Source organism: Bacillus sp. S71 (genome assembly GCF_016625265.1).
Lineage (GTDB): Bacteria > Bacillota > Bacilli > Bacillales > Bacillaceae_G > Bacillus_A > Bacillus_A cereus.
Genome location: NZ_JACVUW010000012.1, coordinates 85,838 through 103,082, shown reverse-complemented (window position 1 = coordinate 103,082; position 17,245 = coordinate 85,838). Strand labels below are relative to the sequence as shown.

Here is a 17,245-nt window from a genome sequence, read left to right as displayed (position 1 = left end):
AAAAAATGAACAGGAGTATGAGGAGTGAGATACTCCAAAAGGAAACACTTTGAAAAACACATAATTTTAGTAGCACCTTTTTTCTATGAGCTATCGTGATGCTTCTGAGATTCTAAAAGAATGTGATGCTTCCGTTCATACCCTATACAGAAAATGGTGAAATCTTCAGATAGACTCCGCCTTTTCCGTGTATCATGAATTACAAGAGTTATTAACCGTTACATAATAAAGTACCGACGCTTCTCCAGATTATTTATGTTTTTGGTAACTTTGCAGCAGAACCATATTTTTCATTATTAATTTACTGGATTTTGGTATTACTTTTAATTATTTCCATATTCATTACTTTACTTTTCATATTATACAATTATTAGGGAAAAACGGAATATTTTTTTGAAAATTCACTAAAAATAAACTTGATAAAATTTAAACTGAATTTTCAGAACTAATAAAAAACTATATAGATTTAAATATATTGAAGGAACATTACGCTTTAGTGATTTACAAAAATCAATGGATGGGATTAGTCCAAAAACATTATCGCTTCGACTAAAGGAATTAGAATCTCAAGGCATTATAACGAGAAAAGTATATCCAGAAGTTCCGCCTCGTGTAGAGTACACATTAACGGATAAAGGAAAGCAATTAGAGGGGATTTTTATTGAATTAAAACGGTTTGGATTAAGTTTATAAAACAAAAACCCCTTACCGTCGTAAGGGGTTTTATTACTTCGCAAAACTCTCAGCCAACTGTTTCTCTCTCCACATAAATGTAATGCCGAGACCAACTATTAAAACAACTCCTGAAAATGCATATGGATAATGAATATTCATATCAAATAATATTCCGCCCATCGCTGGTCCTGCGATATTTCCTAAACTCGTATAAGTTGAGTTCATACCAGCGACGAATCCTTGCTCTTTTCCGGCTGCTTTTGATAAAAATGTCGTTAAAGCTGGACGAAGTAAATCAAATGCTAAGAAAATGAAGCAAGTAACGAGAAGTACAATCCAATAATTAAAGACTACAGTTGAGACGAATGCTAATACTGCACCTACAATTAAACATATTTGAATTAACACTTTTTCACCGAACATGTCTACCAATTTGCCAAACATAAATACTTGCACAACTACCCCAAAGATTGAACTAATTGTAATAATCGCTGCAATATCTTTCGGCGAGAAACCAAATTTATGATCAGAGAACAAGCTAAACACTGTTTCATACGCTGATAATCCGAATGCGAGTACAAATACGATAATAAATGCGATTGCATACATTGGATGTAATGATTTCTTTAAATCACCAATAAAGCTTGATTCTTTCGTATTAGAAGAAATCTCTGCAAGTTCTTCTTTCGTTAACGGTTCTTTTAAAATAAAGATCGAAATCACACATGCTATAAAGGCAATTGCTGCTGCAACGAAAAACGGCACACGTATACCGTATTCTGCAATAAATCCGCCGATTCCAGGCCCTATAATGAATCCAGTACTAATCGCTGCAGATAAGTATCCCATTGCCTTTGGACGTTCCTGAATAGATGTAATATCCGCAACATATGCCGTAACACCAGGCATAATAAACGCAGCACTAATTCCGCCTAACACCCTTGCTACATAAAGCATCCATACATCTTTTCCCAATCCAAAAAGAAGCTCTGAAACACCAAAAATAAATAATCCAATGATTATCATTTTCTTCCTACCGTAAAGATCAACCCACCGGCCTGTAATAGGTGAAGTAATGAGCTGTGCCATTGCAAACACTGCAACGAGATATCCCATCGTCTTCCCTGTTAAATGCATATCATTCATAAAGGACGGCATAACCGGAATGATTAATCCAATCCCTAAAAAAGCGATAAATATATTACTCAAAAGAATGACCAATACCATCTTTTGTTCTTTTATCGGTTTCTTCACTTTTTAACACCTCTTCCCGTAAGTTCCTCTCAAAAAATAATACCCAAGAAGCTTTTTCTTTATCCTGCTCTTTGCGGGCTAGTAATGAGTAGAGATGCCTCCACTCATTAGAATTTCACTCTATCCTTCCACACATACATAAGTATTAGGTGAATGACTATCATTCAGTTTCCCTCAAAAATGAACCTACCTTCTCAGACAGGTTCATCTTACTACTTCTTTATATGTAGTGCATGTGTTAAAAAATCTAGTACTTCTGCCTTTTGCAAATCCACTTGCTCATCATCTTTATGATCATATAAATAAACTTGTTCCGCTGCTGATTCAACAAGAGCGATAAATAACTTCGCTGTTCGTTCTGCGTGAACCGAATCACGAATTTCACCGGCTTCTTTCGCCTCACTTAAAAATTCGCTTAACCACATATAAAGAGGTTCATACACAGCTTCCCACTCTTTTATATGTTCAGTAGATGCAAGACCTGCATACATTAAAGCTTGTATTTCACGGTATTCCTCTATAAAGTGAAACACCGCATCGATTACTTGTGCCACTTTATTTGAAAAAGGTACATCTTTTTGTACTTTTTCTTTCACTGCAAGTATCATCTTTTCAACCATCACTTCTGCTATTGCAGGCATAACAGATAGCTTAGAAGGAAAATATAAATAGAAAGTTCCTTGCGCAATGCCAGCTAATTTCACGATATCAGAAATCTTCGTTTTTTCGACGCCCTTTTCCTGAAACACTTCAATAGCTGCATAGACAATTTTCTCTTTTTTATTCATCATCTAAACCCTTTCACACGCATATTGAATGACTGTCACTCATTTTATAGGATAATTGATTGTACTGTCAATGATAGTGAACTCTAAGAGGAAATCATTTTTTTTATAATAAAATCTCCTAATAAACAATTAGGAGATAGAAATACAATATATCTTTAAGAAAGTGCCTTTAATCCTGTCACTCCACATACAATAAGAAACACACTAATAATACGCGCTTTACTTTTCGACTCCCCAAACAAGAACATGTTTAATAAAACGGCACCTGCTGTTCCAATACCGATCCAAACCGCATACGCGACACTGACTTGTAAAAATAAGAAAGATGTATACAAGAATGCGAAGGATGTAGCAAACCCGCCTATATAAATCGCACCATTGGCTAATGTTTTATCTTTACTATACATTTTAAGTCCTATCACACCGACTATTTCACTAATTGCAGCACAAAATACGAAAAACCAACCCATCTTTAAGCAGCTCCTTCCACAGTTTCTTCTTTATTATCAGCTAGCTTTAAACCGATAACGCCAGCTACAACCATCACGATAAAGAATAATTTTCCTACACTGAAACTCCCGCCGAAAAGGAATACATCCATTAAGAAAGTACCTACCGTACCAGCTCCGGCGAAAACAGCATATACAGTCCCTGTTGCAAGATGTTCACACGCTTTAGAAAGGAAGTGAAAATCAACAGCGATAACTCCTAAAATAATAATCCAATGCCACCAAGTATTAGCCGTATTAAAACCAAACACCCAAAAAATTTCAAAGATACATGTTAATATGACATATAACCATGCTCTATTTTTCATACCTCTCACCTCTTATGACTGACTTTCAGTCATTTTTATTTTAAAAAAATATACTCTTTCATCAATACTATATAAACCAATATCATCCTCATTTACCATTGTATTTGTTCCATTTTTAAACTAACTACATCTTTTTACACGAAAATGACTGAATGTCATTCATGTATATTGTACATGAACATTTTAAAAACTGTCAATGGCGAAAGTTTATTTAAAATTTCTTTCATCTGATTTGTATATTTCTCAATAATCTGTCAATACTGCTAGTAACATAATATTTTCTCCACTCCCCCTTGGAGAGATCCCTTGAATGGAGCAGTTAGCTTTTGCTAGCTGCTCTTTTTTATTTGTCCGCACACTTATGATGAAATACTCATAGATCAAATCCATTTTTCATCACATAACAACCATCTATTTATTTTCCAATAAGTTTTTGTATGCACTAATTTTATTCTCAAGCATCTTCTCTGTAACCTCTAAGTTTTCTCTTTGAATCTGAATAGATTTCCTATGATCTTCTAGGAGCTGTAAACGAGCTTCTGTTGTATGCTCCCCTTCTGTATATAATCTAGCGTATTCTCTTATTTTCGCTATTGGCATTTGCGTTTGTTTTAATTTCATTACAAACTGCAACCACTTTATATGTGACTCTTCGTAAAGTCGATTTCCATTTGTATCACGATTTGCAATTAATATATTTTCCTTTTCATAATAACGTAGTGTATGTGTGCTCACGCCTAATAATTTTGCTACCTCGCTAATTGTGTACATACTAAAACTCCCTTCACATGCTTACCCTCATATATTTTATAACCGTATCAAATTTATAAAAAACGTTTGACTTAGAGTATACTCTAACAAATACAATCTAACCATAAATGAATTTGAATTTAGGGGGATTTTATATGAAATACACTGTTATTACTGGCGCAAGTTCCGGAATTGGTTATGAAGCAGCTTTAGCATTTGCATCTCGCGGAAAAAATTTAGTACTTGTAGCTCGAAGACAAGAAGAATTAAACGGATTAAAATTGAAAATTAACGAAATGCATCCGGAGTTGGATGTTGTCATTCGAAGAACTGATTTATCTGTGACTAAAGATGTTTATAAACTTTATGAAAGCCTACAAGCTTTTCAAATTGAAACGTGGATTAACAACGCAGGTTTTGGTAATTTCGCCTCAATTGCTGAACAAAATTTAAATAAAATCGAAACGATGTTACATGTAAATATAGAAGCACTAACAATACTCTCTTCTCTTTTCGTTCGAGATTATTCCATGGTTGATGGAACACAGCTTATTAACGTTTCATCGGGCGGCGGATACACAATTGTTGCTGATGCTGTTACGTATTGCGCTACGAAATTCTATGTAAGTGCATTTACAGAAGGGCTGTCTCACGAACTGAAAGAACAAGGCGCAAAACTGCAAGCAAAAGTTTTAGCTCCTGCTGCAACTGAAACAGAATTTGCGAAACGTTCATTTGATATTGATGAATTCCAATACGATAATGTTGTACCAAAATTCCACACTGCAAAACAAATGGCACAATTTATGCTCGATCTTTATGATAATGATAAAGTTGTAGGAATTGTCGACGGTTTAACGTATAACTATGAACTTAAAGATCCACTTTATAATTTTGCCGTGAGACAAAAGAATTCAAATTCTTAATAACCTGTCCATTTCTTATGGAAATATATATTCCCACTATATATGTAAATAATAGTGGGAAATTTTTCTCTATAAATTTTTCATCCAACATACCGCACCATCGCCACTTCATCACAATAATCCACCTTTGGGCAATGTCTACAATCAATCCATACTTTCTCTGGCAACGTTTCTTTATTTACAAAATCAAATCCACACTTTTGAAAAAATACTGTTTCATATGTTAAGGAAATTACTCTTCTTACATTTATTTTTGTAGCTTCCTCCATTACATGATTTACGAGCATACGCCCTATCCCTTTCCCTGCATATGTATGCGAAACTACTAACGATCGTATTTCTGCAAGATCTTCCCCCAATACATGCAATCCAGCAACTCCAACAATTCTCTCGTCTTCTTTCATAACATATAAACATTGCAAATATTGATAAAGAGACAAAAGAGAACGTGGTAAAACAACTCCCTCTTTTGCATAAACCTCAATAAGACTATAAATTTCTTTCACATCACTCGTCACCGCATTACAGATTTTCATATTACATCCCCTTGCCCTCGATATTAATATTTATAACTTAAAATGAATTTTAATTCATAATTTTATATAATAATACAGCTCTCTTTTCTCTTCGTCAATCACTTTATGCAAACAAAAAACCAAGCAATCTAATTGATGCTCGGTTCCTCATCTCGTATCGGCAATACCGTCGAATATTTAATTTCACGAAGTGCTAAACTTGTCTGTATCCTTGTAATACCAAGTTTATTCAGCTTTCTAATAAACTGCTCCAGTTCTTTACGATCACGATTTGCAACCTTTAATAAATAATCGTACTCTCCTGTTAAACAGTGACATTCTAACACTTCCGGCATCGATTCTAATTCTTTCTCCAACACTTCCAGCTTGTCAAATTGATGAATATTTGTACTCATAAAAATAAAACATAATAAATCAAATCCAAGCTTTTCTTGATTTAAAATCGCAACTTGCTTATCGATGAAACCTTCCCCATCCAATCTTTTTATTCTTGCATGCATCGCAGCCGGTGATAAATTAACGCGACGTGCCAGCTCTGCATTACTTACTTGTGACTCCTTCTGCAATATATCTAAAATTTGTACATCCAAATCATCCAACACTTTAATAACAGACGACTCCATTACAATTCCCCCTTTTTTCTTACCGATGATTATTCGAAAAAACACCTTATACCTTACACAAAACTGAATATCATTCCGTAAATATCATTCATAACTAAATATTTTATCGAGTTTTAATCATTATACAAAAGAATATATTACACAATAAAGAAAAATGCTAAAATTATTTACAATTCGTATTGATTACAAAAAAGGGGATTTTAGCATGCCTTATTTTTACGTCTTTTTACTATTACTAACGAGCTTATTATGGGGAGGAAATTTTGTCGTTGGAAAATCACTCGTCGATCATGCATCGCCGATGACACTGACAAATTTAAGATGGATGATTGCGATTGTTTGTTTATTACCAATGGTATGGTTTAAAGAAAAGAAAATCCTTCCACCACGTACCGCAATACTTCCTTTAATATTGATGGGAATTTCAGGGGTCGCTCTTTTTAACATCTTTCAATTTTTAGCATTAGAAAAAACCTCCGCTACGAATGTAGGTCTTATCTCTACTTTGAATGCAATTTCAATCGCATTATTTTCAGTATTATTTCTAAAAGAAAAAGTAAATACACTTCAAATCCTATCCATGATTCTTTCATTCTTCGGGGTTATCCTCGTCCTATTAAAAGGTGATTTCTCGCTTTTATTTTCACTACATTTTAATAGCGGTGATTTATGGATGATTGCAGCAGTTTGTATTTGGGGAATCTATTCTGTTTGTAGTAGATGGGCAACAAAAACAACTACACCACTTATGGCAACGTTGTACTCTGGTATTTTCGGCGTTATTTTATTACTACCGTTTAACATAGGTAGCTTCACTGTTTCAAATATAAATACTTCTTTCATCACATCACTTTTATATACTGGGCTTATTTCGACAGTTCTTTGTATGGTATTTTGGAATATTGGCGTACAAAAATTAGGCGCAACTACATCAGGTATTTTTCTAAACTTCAATCCAATTTTCACAGCCATTTTAGCCTTCATATTTCTCGGGGAAGAATTAACGTGGATACAAATTTTAGGGACAATTGTCGTTGTAACAGGATGTTATTTATTTTCTCATTTTAAAACTGTTGCCGTTCAGCCTGTTAGACCTTTAATGCGAAAACATTCTTAATAAAAAAACATCGTCATCTGGGTTGGCGATGTTTTTATTTTCTCTTCATTTCTTTTCTTTTATATACTGCTTTTCCTCTTCTGGCGATAAACGTTCCGTCGCCTTGCCAGTATCTCCACCTTGAAGGCTCCATAAAAAGTTATGCTCCTCAACAGTTTGAGAAAAATCTCCTTTTTCCCATCTATTTATAATAGAAAATAACTTCATTTTATATTGAAAACCTGTACTATTTTCAATATCTCTTTTCACATTAGAAATTTCCTTTTTTGTCATCTCTACAAATCCCCATTTTTCAGAGGATTTTACCTTTTGGTGCACCATTTTATGCATAGTAGAAATAATTTCACCTTCACTAATTTGCGGAGCTTCTTCTGCAGCTTTTTTCTCTTTTTCGTTTGCCGCTCGCTCGGTTTGAATATTTGTATTTTCTTTTTCCACATATGCAAGCAATTTCTTTCCGCCAACTATAGAAGAGATGATTACCATAATGGTAATACATATACCTACAATCCATTTAAAAAGCATTAGCTCTTCATCGCTTCCCTAACAATATGACTATCTACATACTGCTTAAACTTCACGATTTTTCCATTTTCAAACTGCCATACATGAACAAATTCTGCTTCAAATGATTTTCCTGTTTCTTTATAAACTCCAGAATACATACCTTCAGCAACAATTACATCTTTTCCGTTTACTTCATGATATGTATTTACACTTGCTTTATAATCATCCCATTCTGATCCTAAACGGCTAAATACATTTTCCATTATAGCTTCTACGCCTGTATATGTTCCGCCATACGGGAAACCTTCTGCCTCTGTCCATTCCACTTTTTCAGAGAGGGCTTCTGCTAAATGCTTTGCATTCGAAGAAGCTGATCCTTCATACGTGCTTTGAATAATTTCTAAATTTGATTTAGGCATATTACTTCCTCCCGTTTATTTATTTTTACACAAGACGTAACCAATGTAGTTACATCTTGTGTAAAAAAATATTTAAATTGTTTCATTCGTAATTTATTAGTTGTAATCATTATAGTTACAATAATTCTTCAAGTCAACAATTTATAAATAAAATTTACTTCGTTTTCATTACTTTCTCTTTTAAGAAACGATCTACATATCCTTCTGCTTTTACTACGAATAAATACGCACCCATTGATAATAATGCAAGATCTAATTCATATCCTGGATTCTTTCCATCTCCTAATAAACCTGCTGCTCCATTTACCTTTACGATAGCTCCAGCTAAAATAAGAGCAAATAACAATCCTACATATCGTACACCTAAACCGATAATTAATAATATACCACCAACTAATTCTACAGTTGCTACGCCGTATGCAAGGCCACCTGGTAAACCGATGCTTGTAAACCATCCTGCTACATTATCGATACCTGATTGAAACTTTGCTAAACCGTGTGCAAAGAACGTAACTCCTAACACGATACGAATAATTAAATTCCCAATATATTGATTCATTTTGAACTCTCCTTTTCGTTTTGTTATGGTGAACTTTTATTTACAAGTCAAAACAATACGGTATTTTATTTCATTCGTCAAATACTTTTTTAAAGAAAACAAAAAACATTATCCGTTTTACGGATAATGTTTTCCTACAAAATAGCGCTAATTCAAGCTTTTATTCTATCGCATAGAAAAAGTTGAAACATTTTTCCAGCGCCAATATAAGGCAGTAAAGAAACGTCCTCTTCCACAACTATTCCAACAACATTCACTTTCTCATCTACAAGTAAATCATGTGTAGCAACTTGCATCTCCCCTGCATATCTACCGTACAATTCATTATCAATTGTAATGCTGCCTTTCTTTCTTACAATTGTATGCATCGGCTGTAAAACCACTCTATTTCCTTCCCTTGATTCTACAGATCGAATAACATCACGAGCCGGATCTAGTCTATTTGTATGCACTTGCTCCACCACTTTTAATACTTCTTTATCAGTTATAAATGATTTGTAACGCAATGGAATAATCCCTTTACTCGCACTAGCTACTTCTTGCATACTTTCCAAACTTGCGCTTATATCTCCAATCAATACTTTATCAACACCACAATCTTGAACAAGTTCTAAGTACGCTTCAAGCGGGCGCATATTGCGATGTTTTTCTAACGTTGGTAACCCTTCATATAACGGACCACGTTTTTCCGCATCTCCTGGAATAAATGCCATCGTTTTTATTCCGCACTCCTGTAAATATTGATTTTGTTTTTGTAAGAAGGACTTTGCTAGTCCCGTCTCTGGACGTGGATAAAAATTATGCCACGCTTCTACATTCTCTACTCTTATATGTTCTGCAAGTAATTCTTTCCAAAATGGCTTTGTAATCGTACTCGCATTTACAGCTACTTTCATCTTATGAGATACGCTTGCAATTTCTTTTGGCGCAATGCCGTAATCCATTCTTAAACCGGTAATGCCCCAGTCCAATAGTTCTTCCACATTTTCATATGTTAGCCCTAAATGATGTAACGATTTTGGAGAAACATCAACCATTAACTCCATTTCATGTGCAAGAGCTTGTTTCCCTAATATTTGAATTAACTCTTTATACGTATTTGGATCATCTTCTGGAATGTGCAGTGATGTAAAAATAGATGTAAACCCATTTTCCTTTGCTACTTTTAGCCACTCTTCTTGTTTCTCTACTCGTTCTTTTGAAAGATAAATGGAAACTCCGATCATATAAATCTCCCTCTCTATTAATAGAAAAAGAGAAAGGAATCCCTTTCTCTATATGTTTTCTGCCATTTCTTCTTTAAATCCGAAGAAGTACGTAAAGATAAATCCGAAAGCATATGCAATTACTAAACCTAAGAAATATAGTAAATATTTATTGTCAGCAATTAACGGAATTAAAGATAGCCCTGATACGCCAATTCCAAGTGAAGCCGTTTGCATAACTGCTTGGAATGCACCACCGACAGCCGCTCCTAAACAAGCAGTAATAAACGGTTTCCCAAGTGGTAATGTAACCCCGTATAATAACGGCTCACCAATTCCTAAAAAGCCAACTGGCAATCCACCTTTAATTACATTTCGAAGTCGTTTGTTTTTTGTTTTCACATAAATCGCAATTGCTGCGCCCACTTGGCCAGCACCAGCCATTGCGAGTACTGGTAATAAAGGTGTTACGTGTGTTTGATTAATGAATTCCATATGAATTGGTGTTAAACCGTGATGCAATCCGACCATAACGAGAGGTAAAAATGTTCCCGCAAGTACTGCGCCAGCAAATGCTCCGCCAATATTTAAAATAGCATTAATTCCGCTCGTAATACCATCTGATAAGAAACCTGCTAATGGCTGAATGGCTAACATCGTTACGATACTTACAACTAATACAGTAATGAGTGGTGTCACGATAATATCAACTGCATTCGGCACTGCTTTTCGAACTTGTCTTTCCACTACAACCATAAGCCATGCTGCAAAAATAACTGCAAATAATCCGCCCCGTCCGGGCACTAATGCTTCACCAAATAATTTTACGTTTGCCATCGCTGGGTTGAAAATTAAAATACCAGCAATTGCCCCAAGAACCGGTGTCCCGCCGAACTCTTTCGCTGTATTCCAACCAACTAAAATTCCTAAGAATGTAAAGATACCGCCGCCAATGAGTAGTAACATTTGTAACCACGTTGCATTTGGATCAGCACCAGCATTTTTCGCAAAGTTAGCAACCCCGTTTATAATTCCTGACGCAACAAGCCCCGGAATTAATGGGATGAAAATACTTCCTATTTTTCGTAAAAAGTTTTTCACCGGTGTATTATTTTTCTTCTTAATCTCTGATTTCATCTCTTGCCCAATATCTTCAAGGTGATGATCTGCTACCTCACCAATTCGTAGTCCTGTCAAACCTTCCATTTCAGCTGCTACTTTATTTACTGTTCCTGGACCAACAACAACTTGAAGCGTCTCATCTTCTATAACACCCATAACGCCTTCAACTTTTTTCAAAAGGTCCATATTTACTTTACTTTCATCATGAAGCGTTAAACGTAGTCTCGTCATACAATGAGCAATACTACGAATATTTTTTATTCCTCCAAGTTGCTCCGAAATTTCCTTGGCCATTCTCTCTTCTTTCTTCATAATAGAATCCCCCTCCCTATTATTTTATAGTGCTTTCTTCACAAACCCTTTTGCGCATTTTAGTTTCTCCAGTGCTTCCCCATATTCGCACTGCAACAACACCATAACAATGGCAGCTTTTACGTTACGTTCTGCCTTTTCATAATACTCTGTCGCTACTTCATAACTAGCGCCTGTTGCTTCCACAATAATTCGTTTTGACCGTTCTACTAACTTTTCATTTGTGGATTGAACATCTACCATTAAGTTTTTATATACTTTTCCTACACCAATCATCGAAGCTGTTGAAATCATATTCAACACTAATTTTTGTGCTGTACCAGCTTTTAAACGCGTTGATCCTGTTAATATTTCTGCACCTGTCTCTACTTCCACATTTAACTTTGCATATTTACTTATTTCAGCATTTTTATTACAAGAAATACTCGCTGTACTCGCTCCTACGCTCTGTGCGTATTTCAAGCCGCCAATTACGTAAGGAGTTCTGCCACTTGCAGCAATTCCAATCACTGTATCTTTCTCATTTAATCCAATACTTTTTAAATCTTCTTCTGCTAACTCTTCGCGATCTTCGGCACCTTCCACCGCTTTAGTAAACGCTTTCAATCCACCTGCTATAAATCCTTGCACCATTTTATCATCCGTGCCAAATGTCGGCGGACATTCCACTGCATCTAGAATACCTAAACGACCACTTGTACCAGCACCAATGTAAATTAAGCGTCCCTCTTCTTCAAAAGATTTAATAACAGTCTGTACAACCTTTTCAATTTGTTCTATCTCTTTTTCAATTGCTAACGCAACAGTTCGATCTTCTTCATTCATACTTTGCAACACTTCTTTTATGCTCATTTCATCCAGATTCATTGTTTTCTCATTACGATGTTCTGTCGATAAATTTTCTAACATATTTCCACCCTCTTTGAAATTATATTTCACACTTTTATTATAACTTTAAGAAACTAAAAATCAATAACTCTTTCTTATTTTATGAAATAAAATTTCACAACATGACATATTTGTGTCAAAGATAATAAAAAAGATGAGTCTCCTCATCTTTTCTTCTACTTTAACTTCCGTAACCGCAACGCTTCTTCTCGCGTCTCCATAAATTGATCCAATACTTTATTGCCAATTCGGTTGAAAGTAATCACATATAAAGCATCAATCATATTCAGTTGCGTCATTCTCGACGCAATACTTGCAATACGATGATCTTGTTCTACATCTGGCATACAAAGGCGAATGTCCGCTTCTTTATATAGGGGTGATGATTGATCTAGTTTCGTAATTCCAATAACAGTTGCACCTTGTCTCTTTGCATACTGCGCCATTTCAAGCACATCTCTCGTTCGACCAGATGTTGAAATCGCAACAAATATATCGCCTTCTTTTAAATTCGTCACGAGCGGCAACATCATATGAAAATCAGATAGCATCATCGCTGTAAATCCGAGCCGTGTAAATTTATACGCCCCATCCATCGCTGGCGTAGCTGATCCACCTACACCGTAAAATATAATTTTGCCCGCATTGACAATACGATCTGCAGCTTTCTCAAGTTCCTTCTTATCTATCGCAGTAACGCTCGCCTCAATTGCAGCTTTATTCACATAAGTAACTTTATTAAATAAATCGTACGGTCCATCTTCCGTATTCATCACTGAAAAATCGTTAATATTATAATCAGCAATCGTTAATTCACGAACGAGTGCTATCTTAAATGCTTTAAAGCTCCCAATCCCAATCGACTTACAAAAACGAACGACACTCGCCTCACTTGCGCCTGCATTCGTTGACACTTCTTTCGTCGTTAAATTCGGTACAATCTCTGCATTCTCCATTATGTACATGGCAACCTTCTTCTCAGCTGGTGAAAATTGATCCATATTACTTTCAATTTTAAATAGTAATGTTGAAGCTTTCACTATTTAACCTCCACTTCTTACGGCTGCGTTCACTTATTTTCTCTTGCTTCAAGAAGGTAAAAACCATCATCGCCAGGAGGATGAAACACATTTACAATGCGATTCCCTTTTTGATAAACAGTTCTTTCTCCTTCTGTCCACTTCTCTTTCCAACCGTTCATCCAAATCGCAACATCAGGTAAAAAAGCAGTATATTTCAGCTTCTGACCGTACTCACCATCTGCTTCTTCCGAAAAAATAGAAACCGGAAAATCTTTCACTTTTGATTCTTTCCATGCAGTAAATGGTATACATACTGCAATAAGTACGATTACACCGATAACCTTCTCCTTCGTAATCTTCACACTTCCCTCTCCTTGTCATATCACATACATAGATTTTACCATAATTACAAATCCTTCATACTATATGATCATTGCTTTTGGGAATAAAAAAAGAGCTTACCTACATCAGATAAGCCCTTCCTCTCTATACAAAATATTTCTTCAAAAGTGGCGGTGTAATAATCGTCGTCAATATAACAACAATAACAATCGCTGTGAAATTTTCTTTCGCTAATAAATTCGCCGTAAGTCCATTTGCTGCGATGATAAGTGCTACTTCACCACGTGATACCATCCCCGCGCCAATACTAATAGAAGATTGGAGATTAAAACCTGTCAATCTCGCTCCTAAACCTGATCCAATTAACTTTGTGAAAATTGCAATGAGGGTCATAATAATAATGAACCAAAGCTGGCTTCCAATACCTTGAAATGTAATTTCCATTCCGATACTTACGAAGAATACAGGAACAAATATTGCATAAGCAATCGGTTCAATTTTATGTTCCACTTCATGCTTATACTCTGTTTGAGAAATAGCAATTCCTGCTGCAAATGCTCCAATAATGCCTGCAATTCCCATCATTTCACTGTAATAAGAAAAAGAAAAGCAAATAATAAGAGCCGCGCTAATTAACGCTTCTGTTACACGAAGCGGGACAAGCATCTTCATAATCCAAGGAACGACTTTCCAAGCAATAAAAACAATACTTACAAAGAAAATAATTTTCTTTGCAATGACAAGTGTTATATTTACATCTTGTGTTCCTAAAAAACTCATTACAAATGCCAATAAAATAACGACAATGACATCATCAAATACGGCAGCACCTAAAATTGTTGTACTTTCTCTCGTATTCATTTTTCCTAGATCACGTAGCGTCTGCACCGTAATACTAACCGATGTTGCGCAAAGTAATAATCCTAAAAAAATGGCATGGGACTGCATTAATCCAAACAGCAATCCTGTTACATAACCACCGATGAAAGGAAAAATAATTCCACCAGCCGCTACTGCAAATGACGATTTCAAATTCCGATTTAACTCTTCTAAATCTGTTTCAAGTCCCGCCATAAACATAAGTAACAAAACACCAATCTCACTCAGTTCATCAATTAGTTCAGAACTATTAATAATACCGAGTACAGCTGGACCGATAATAATACCGACAATTAACTTACCAAGTACAGAAGGCTGACCAAGTCTCACACTAATGTCACCAGCTAATTTCGTACAAAGTAAAATGACGACAAGTTCAAAATAAAATAACATAGCATCTGCTCCTACTTTAACTTTAATCAGTGGGTCGTTAACCCCCGTCCATTTCTGCAAGTAGTTTCCCCTATTGATCCGCATTTTATTTGTCATATTTTTATTTGACAAAATATTCTGAATTATATTAAGATTAATCCAGCAATTTTAAAAAACTACATACCATAACTGCACCTCCACTTACTTACTCTTTTTTAATGGGCTCATACTATAGTCGCAGTTATGGAAATGAAAAAACGGGGGGAGAGTCCAAAGTGAAGTCATTATTACGAAAAAAAGCGCTTAGTACTGAATCACCAAAGCAGCTAGATAGAACATTAACTGCACTCGATTTAACGTTTTTAGGGATCGGCGCCGTAATTGGGACAGGGATCTTTGTATTAACAGGTATTGTTGCAGCAAAACATTCTGGTCCTGGTATTATGCTATCATTTCTTATTGCTGCATTTACTTGTGCTTGTGTAGCCTTTTGTTATGCTGAATTTGCTTCTTCTATTCCTGTCTCAGGAAGTGTGTATACTTACGCATATATGACAGTCGGAGAAGTCGTCGCCTTCATCGTCGGATGGTGTTTAATGCTCGAATATTTACTTGCAGTCGCGGCAGTAGCTGTCGGTTGGTCTGGTTATTTGCAATCATTACTACAAGGATTCAATATACATCTGCCCGCCATAATCGCCTCGGCCCCCGGCGTAGGAAAAGGTGGTCTCATCGATTTACCAGCTGTCTGCATTTTACTTCTTATTACTGGCCTTTTAAGTTTTGGTATACGTGAAAGTGCACGCATTAATAATATTATGGTTCTTATTAAACTAGCTGTTATCATTGCCTTTATCGTAGCAGGTGCAAAATATGTAAAACCTGAAAATTGGACACCGTTCATCCCATTCGGATACGACGGTATTATTACCGGAGCTGCCACTGTATTCTTCGCCTTTTTAGGTTTTGATGCAATCGCAACCGCTGCAGAAGAAACGAAAAAACCACAGCGTGACTTACCAATTGGTATTATCGGTTCTCTTCTTATTTGTACTGTTTTATATATGATCGTATCTTTCGTTTTAACAGGTATGGTTCCTTATACGCAATTAGACGTTTCTGATCCAGTTGCATTTGCATTGCATTTCGTTGGTGAGGACACAATTGCAGGACTACTCGCTGTTGGAGCAATGACTGGAATGACAACCGTCCTTTTAGTCGTTATGTATGGACAAGTTCGTGTTTCGTATGCGATGAGCCGTGACGGTCTACTTCCAAAAGCGTTAGCACGTGTAAATAAAAGAGTAAAAATCCCTTTATTAAATACGTGGATTACTGGCGTTGTTGCCGCTTTATTAGCAGGGCTTTTAGATTTACATTTGCTAGCGAATTTAGTAAACATCGGTACGTTAACAGCCTTTACATTCGTTTGCTGCGCTGTACTTATTTTACGAAAAACACACCCTGATTTAAAACGTGGATTCCGTACACCTTTCGTACCTGTATTACCAGTTGTCGCGATTCTTTGCTGCTTATATTTAATGATCAATTTGTCTAAAACAACATGGATTAGCTTTGCAGTTTGGCTTATAGTCGGCTTATGCTTCTATTTCTTCTACTCTAGAAAGCATAGTCACTTAGCTACCGAAAAAACGAATGATGAAAAGAAAAAAGCATAACAAAATAGCTCGCCGTTTTAGCGGCGAGCTATTTTTCTGTACTATTATATTTTTTCGTTAACGATTGTAAAATGAAAAATATGCCGATGCAAGCTGTAAACCATGCCCAATTTCCTATTGGCGTTGCGTATTTAACAATTCCAATACCTACAAGTAATAGGAAAATAATCACCTGATATATGAACTTCCACTTTTGCATATATTCCCTCCTTTACTTCGTTCCCTTCTTTTTCTTCTTCCATGCATTTAAACTATCAAAGAAGAAATTAATAAATAACGTGCCTAAACCCGCTAATAAAAACGTCATTAAAAATAGAACCCATATACTTTTTTCTTTTAAGAAATAATATCCTACAAGGAGCACAACCGCGATCCATACATATTCAAGAATTCTTTTTAGCTTTTTCTGTTCCAAATTATTCGCTCCTTCATTCTATACTAATTTTAGTATAA

At 35.6% G+C, this 17,245-nt stretch carries 21 protein-coding genes and 1 pseudogene; 4 read left to right on the top strand and 18 right to left on the bottom strand.

Annotated elements, in window-relative coordinates:
- Window positions 1-474 precede the first annotated feature (474 nt).
- A pseudogene (locus IBT51_RS22070) lies at window positions 475-693 on the top strand (winged helix-turn-helix transcriptional regulator); the annotation flags it as partial.
- Window positions 694-726: 33 nt separating this feature from the next.
- Here IBT51_RS22070 and IBT51_RS22065 read toward each other — a convergent pair.
- The 5 genes from IBT51_RS22065 to IBT51_RS22045 all read right to left on the bottom strand — a co-directional run bounded on the left by IBT51_RS22065 (window position 727) and on the right by IBT51_RS22045 (window position 4,305).
- Entirely contained in the window at window positions 727-1,929 is a 1,203-nt protein-coding gene (locus tag IBT51_RS22065; RefSeq protein ID WP_000742953.1) for an MFS transporter, read from the bottom strand.
- 212 nt (window positions 1,930-2,141) lie between these two features.
- Window positions 2,142-2,720, bottom strand: a complete 579-nt coding sequence (locus IBT51_RS22060) for a TetR/AcrR family transcriptional regulator (protein ID WP_002025356.1) — start codon at window positions 2,718-2,720, stop codon at window positions 2,142-2,144.
- Between the two features lie 152 nt (window positions 2,721-2,872).
- A complete protein-coding gene (locus IBT51_RS22055) occupies window positions 2,873-3,187 on the bottom strand; it encodes a DMT family transporter (RefSeq protein ID WP_000539671.1) in 315 nt (104 codons plus the stop codon).
- Window positions 3,188-3,189: 2 nt separating this feature from the next.
- Window positions 3,190-3,534 (bottom strand): DMT family transporter, encoded by a 345-nt coding sequence (locus tag IBT51_RS22050; RefSeq protein WP_000796022.1) that lies wholly within the window; start codon window positions 3,532-3,534, stop codon window positions 3,190-3,192.
- Window positions 3,535-3,945: 411 nt separating this feature from the next.
- Window positions 3,946-4,305 (bottom strand): MerR family transcriptional regulator, encoded by a 360-nt coding sequence (locus tag IBT51_RS22045; RefSeq protein WP_000288068.1) that lies wholly within the window; start codon window positions 4,303-4,305, stop codon window positions 3,946-3,948.
- 134 nt (window positions 4,306-4,439) lie between these two features.
- Between IBT51_RS22045 and IBT51_RS22040 the strand changes: the two genes are divergently transcribed.
- Complete coding sequence (locus tag IBT51_RS22040; protein ID WP_200458753.1) at window positions 4,440-5,210, top strand: SDR family NAD(P)-dependent oxidoreductase; 771 nt, start codon at window positions 4,440-4,442, stop codon at window positions 5,208-5,210.
- An 80-nt stretch (window positions 5,211-5,290) separates the two neighbouring features.
- Here IBT51_RS22040 and IBT51_RS22035 read toward each other — a convergent pair whose 3' ends face one another.
- Together IBT51_RS22035 and IBT51_RS22030 are read right to left on the bottom strand one after the other, a co-directional pair.
- On the bottom strand, window positions 5,291-5,746 hold the full coding sequence (locus tag IBT51_RS22035) for an N-acetyltransferase (RefSeq protein ID WP_000686667.1): 456 nt from the start codon (window positions 5,744-5,746) through the stop codon (window positions 5,291-5,293).
- A 128-nt stretch (window positions 5,747-5,874) separates the two neighbouring features.
- Window positions 5,875-6,369 carry an Lrp/AsnC family transcriptional regulator gene (locus IBT51_RS22030; RefSeq protein WP_000446096.1) on the bottom strand — a complete coding sequence of 165 codons (495 nt, stop codon included), beginning with the start codon at window positions 6,367-6,369 and terminating at the stop codon, window positions 5,875-5,877.
- Window positions 6,370-6,574: 205 nt separating this feature from the next.
- On the opposite strand from IBT51_RS22030, the gene IBT51_RS22025 reads away from it, so the two are divergent.
- On the top strand, window positions 6,575-7,486 hold the full coding sequence (locus IBT51_RS22025) for a DMT family transporter (protein WP_088022374.1): 912 nt from the start codon (window positions 6,575-6,577) through the stop codon (window positions 7,484-7,486).
- A 45-nt stretch (window positions 7,487-7,531) separates the two neighbouring features.
- Here IBT51_RS22025 and IBT51_RS22020 read toward each other — a convergent pair whose 3' ends face one another.
- The 9 genes from IBT51_RS22020 to IBT51_RS21980 form a co-directional block, all read right to left on the bottom strand.
- Window positions 7,532-8,011: a PRK06770 family protein gene (locus tag IBT51_RS22020; RefSeq protein WP_069355055.1), complete on the bottom strand. Its 480-nt coding sequence runs from the start codon at window positions 8,009-8,011 to the stop codon at window positions 7,532-7,534.
- Window positions 8,011-8,412: a nuclear transport factor 2 family protein gene (locus tag IBT51_RS22015; RefSeq protein WP_053565170.1), complete on the bottom strand. Its 402-nt coding sequence runs from the start codon at window positions 8,410-8,412 to the stop codon at window positions 8,011-8,013. The genes IBT51_RS22020 and IBT51_RS22015 overlap by 1 nt, the downstream gene beginning before the upstream one ends.
- 154 nt (window positions 8,413-8,566) lie before the next feature.
- Window positions 8,567-8,971: a DoxX family protein gene (locus IBT51_RS22010; RefSeq protein ID WP_001077751.1), complete on the bottom strand. Its 405-nt coding sequence runs from the start codon at window positions 8,969-8,971 to the stop codon at window positions 8,567-8,569.
- 152 nt (window positions 8,972-9,123) lie between these two features.
- On the bottom strand, window positions 9,124-10,197 hold the full coding sequence (locus IBT51_RS22005) for a DUF871 domain-containing protein (RefSeq protein ID WP_200458752.1): 1,074 nt from the start codon (window positions 10,195-10,197) through the stop codon (window positions 9,124-9,126).
- Window positions 10,198-10,245: 48 nt separating this feature from the next.
- A complete protein-coding gene (locus IBT51_RS22000; RefSeq protein ID WP_000711293.1) occupies window positions 10,246-11,610 on the bottom strand; it encodes a PTS transporter subunit EIIC in 1,365 nt (454 codons plus the stop codon).
- A gap of 24 nt (window positions 11,611-11,634) precedes the next feature.
- Window positions 11,635-12,519, bottom strand: a complete 885-nt coding sequence (gene murQ, locus IBT51_RS21995) for an N-acetylmuramic acid 6-phosphate etherase (protein WP_088022369.1) — start codon at window positions 12,517-12,519, stop codon at window positions 11,635-11,637.
- A 155-nt stretch (window positions 12,520-12,674) separates the two neighbouring features.
- Window positions 12,675-13,538 carry a MurR/RpiR family transcriptional regulator gene (locus IBT51_RS21990; RefSeq protein ID WP_000648168.1) on the bottom strand — a complete coding sequence of 288 codons (864 nt, stop codon included), beginning with the start codon at window positions 13,536-13,538 and terminating at the stop codon, window positions 12,675-12,677.
- Window positions 13,539-13,567: 29 nt separating this feature from the next.
- Entirely contained in the window at window positions 13,568-13,882 is a 315-nt protein-coding gene (locus IBT51_RS21985; RefSeq protein ID WP_000704960.1) for a hypothetical protein, read from the bottom strand.
- 124 nt (window positions 13,883-14,006) lie between these two features.
- A complete protein-coding gene (locus tag IBT51_RS21980; protein ID WP_050427771.1) occupies window positions 14,007-15,230 on the bottom strand; it encodes a cation:proton antiporter in 1,224 nt (407 codons plus the stop codon).
- A 101-nt stretch (window positions 15,231-15,331) separates the two neighbouring features.
- Between IBT51_RS21980 and bcaP the strand changes: the two genes are divergently transcribed.
- On the top strand, window positions 15,332-16,792 hold the full coding sequence (gene bcaP / locus IBT51_RS21975; RefSeq protein WP_153592908.1) for a branched-chain amino acid transporter BcaP: 1,461 nt from the start codon (window positions 15,332-15,334) through the stop codon (window positions 16,790-16,792).
- Window positions 16,793-16,820: 28 nt separating this feature from the next.
- Here the strand turns inward: bcaP and IBT51_RS21970 are convergent, their stop codons facing one another.
- Together IBT51_RS21970 and IBT51_RS21965 are read right to left on the bottom strand one after the other, a co-directional pair.
- Window positions 16,821-16,991, bottom strand: coding sequence for a hypothetical protein (locus tag IBT51_RS21970; RefSeq protein ID WP_053565173.1), 171 nt, complete (start codon window positions 16,989-16,991; stop codon window positions 16,821-16,823).
- Window positions 16,992-17,003: 12 nt separating this feature from the next.
- Window positions 17,004-17,207 carry a hypothetical protein gene (locus tag IBT51_RS21965; RefSeq protein WP_000435796.1) on the bottom strand — a complete coding sequence of 68 codons (204 nt, stop codon included), beginning with the start codon at window positions 17,205-17,207 and terminating at the stop codon, window positions 17,004-17,006.
- Window positions 17,208-17,245 lie beyond the last annotated feature (38 nt).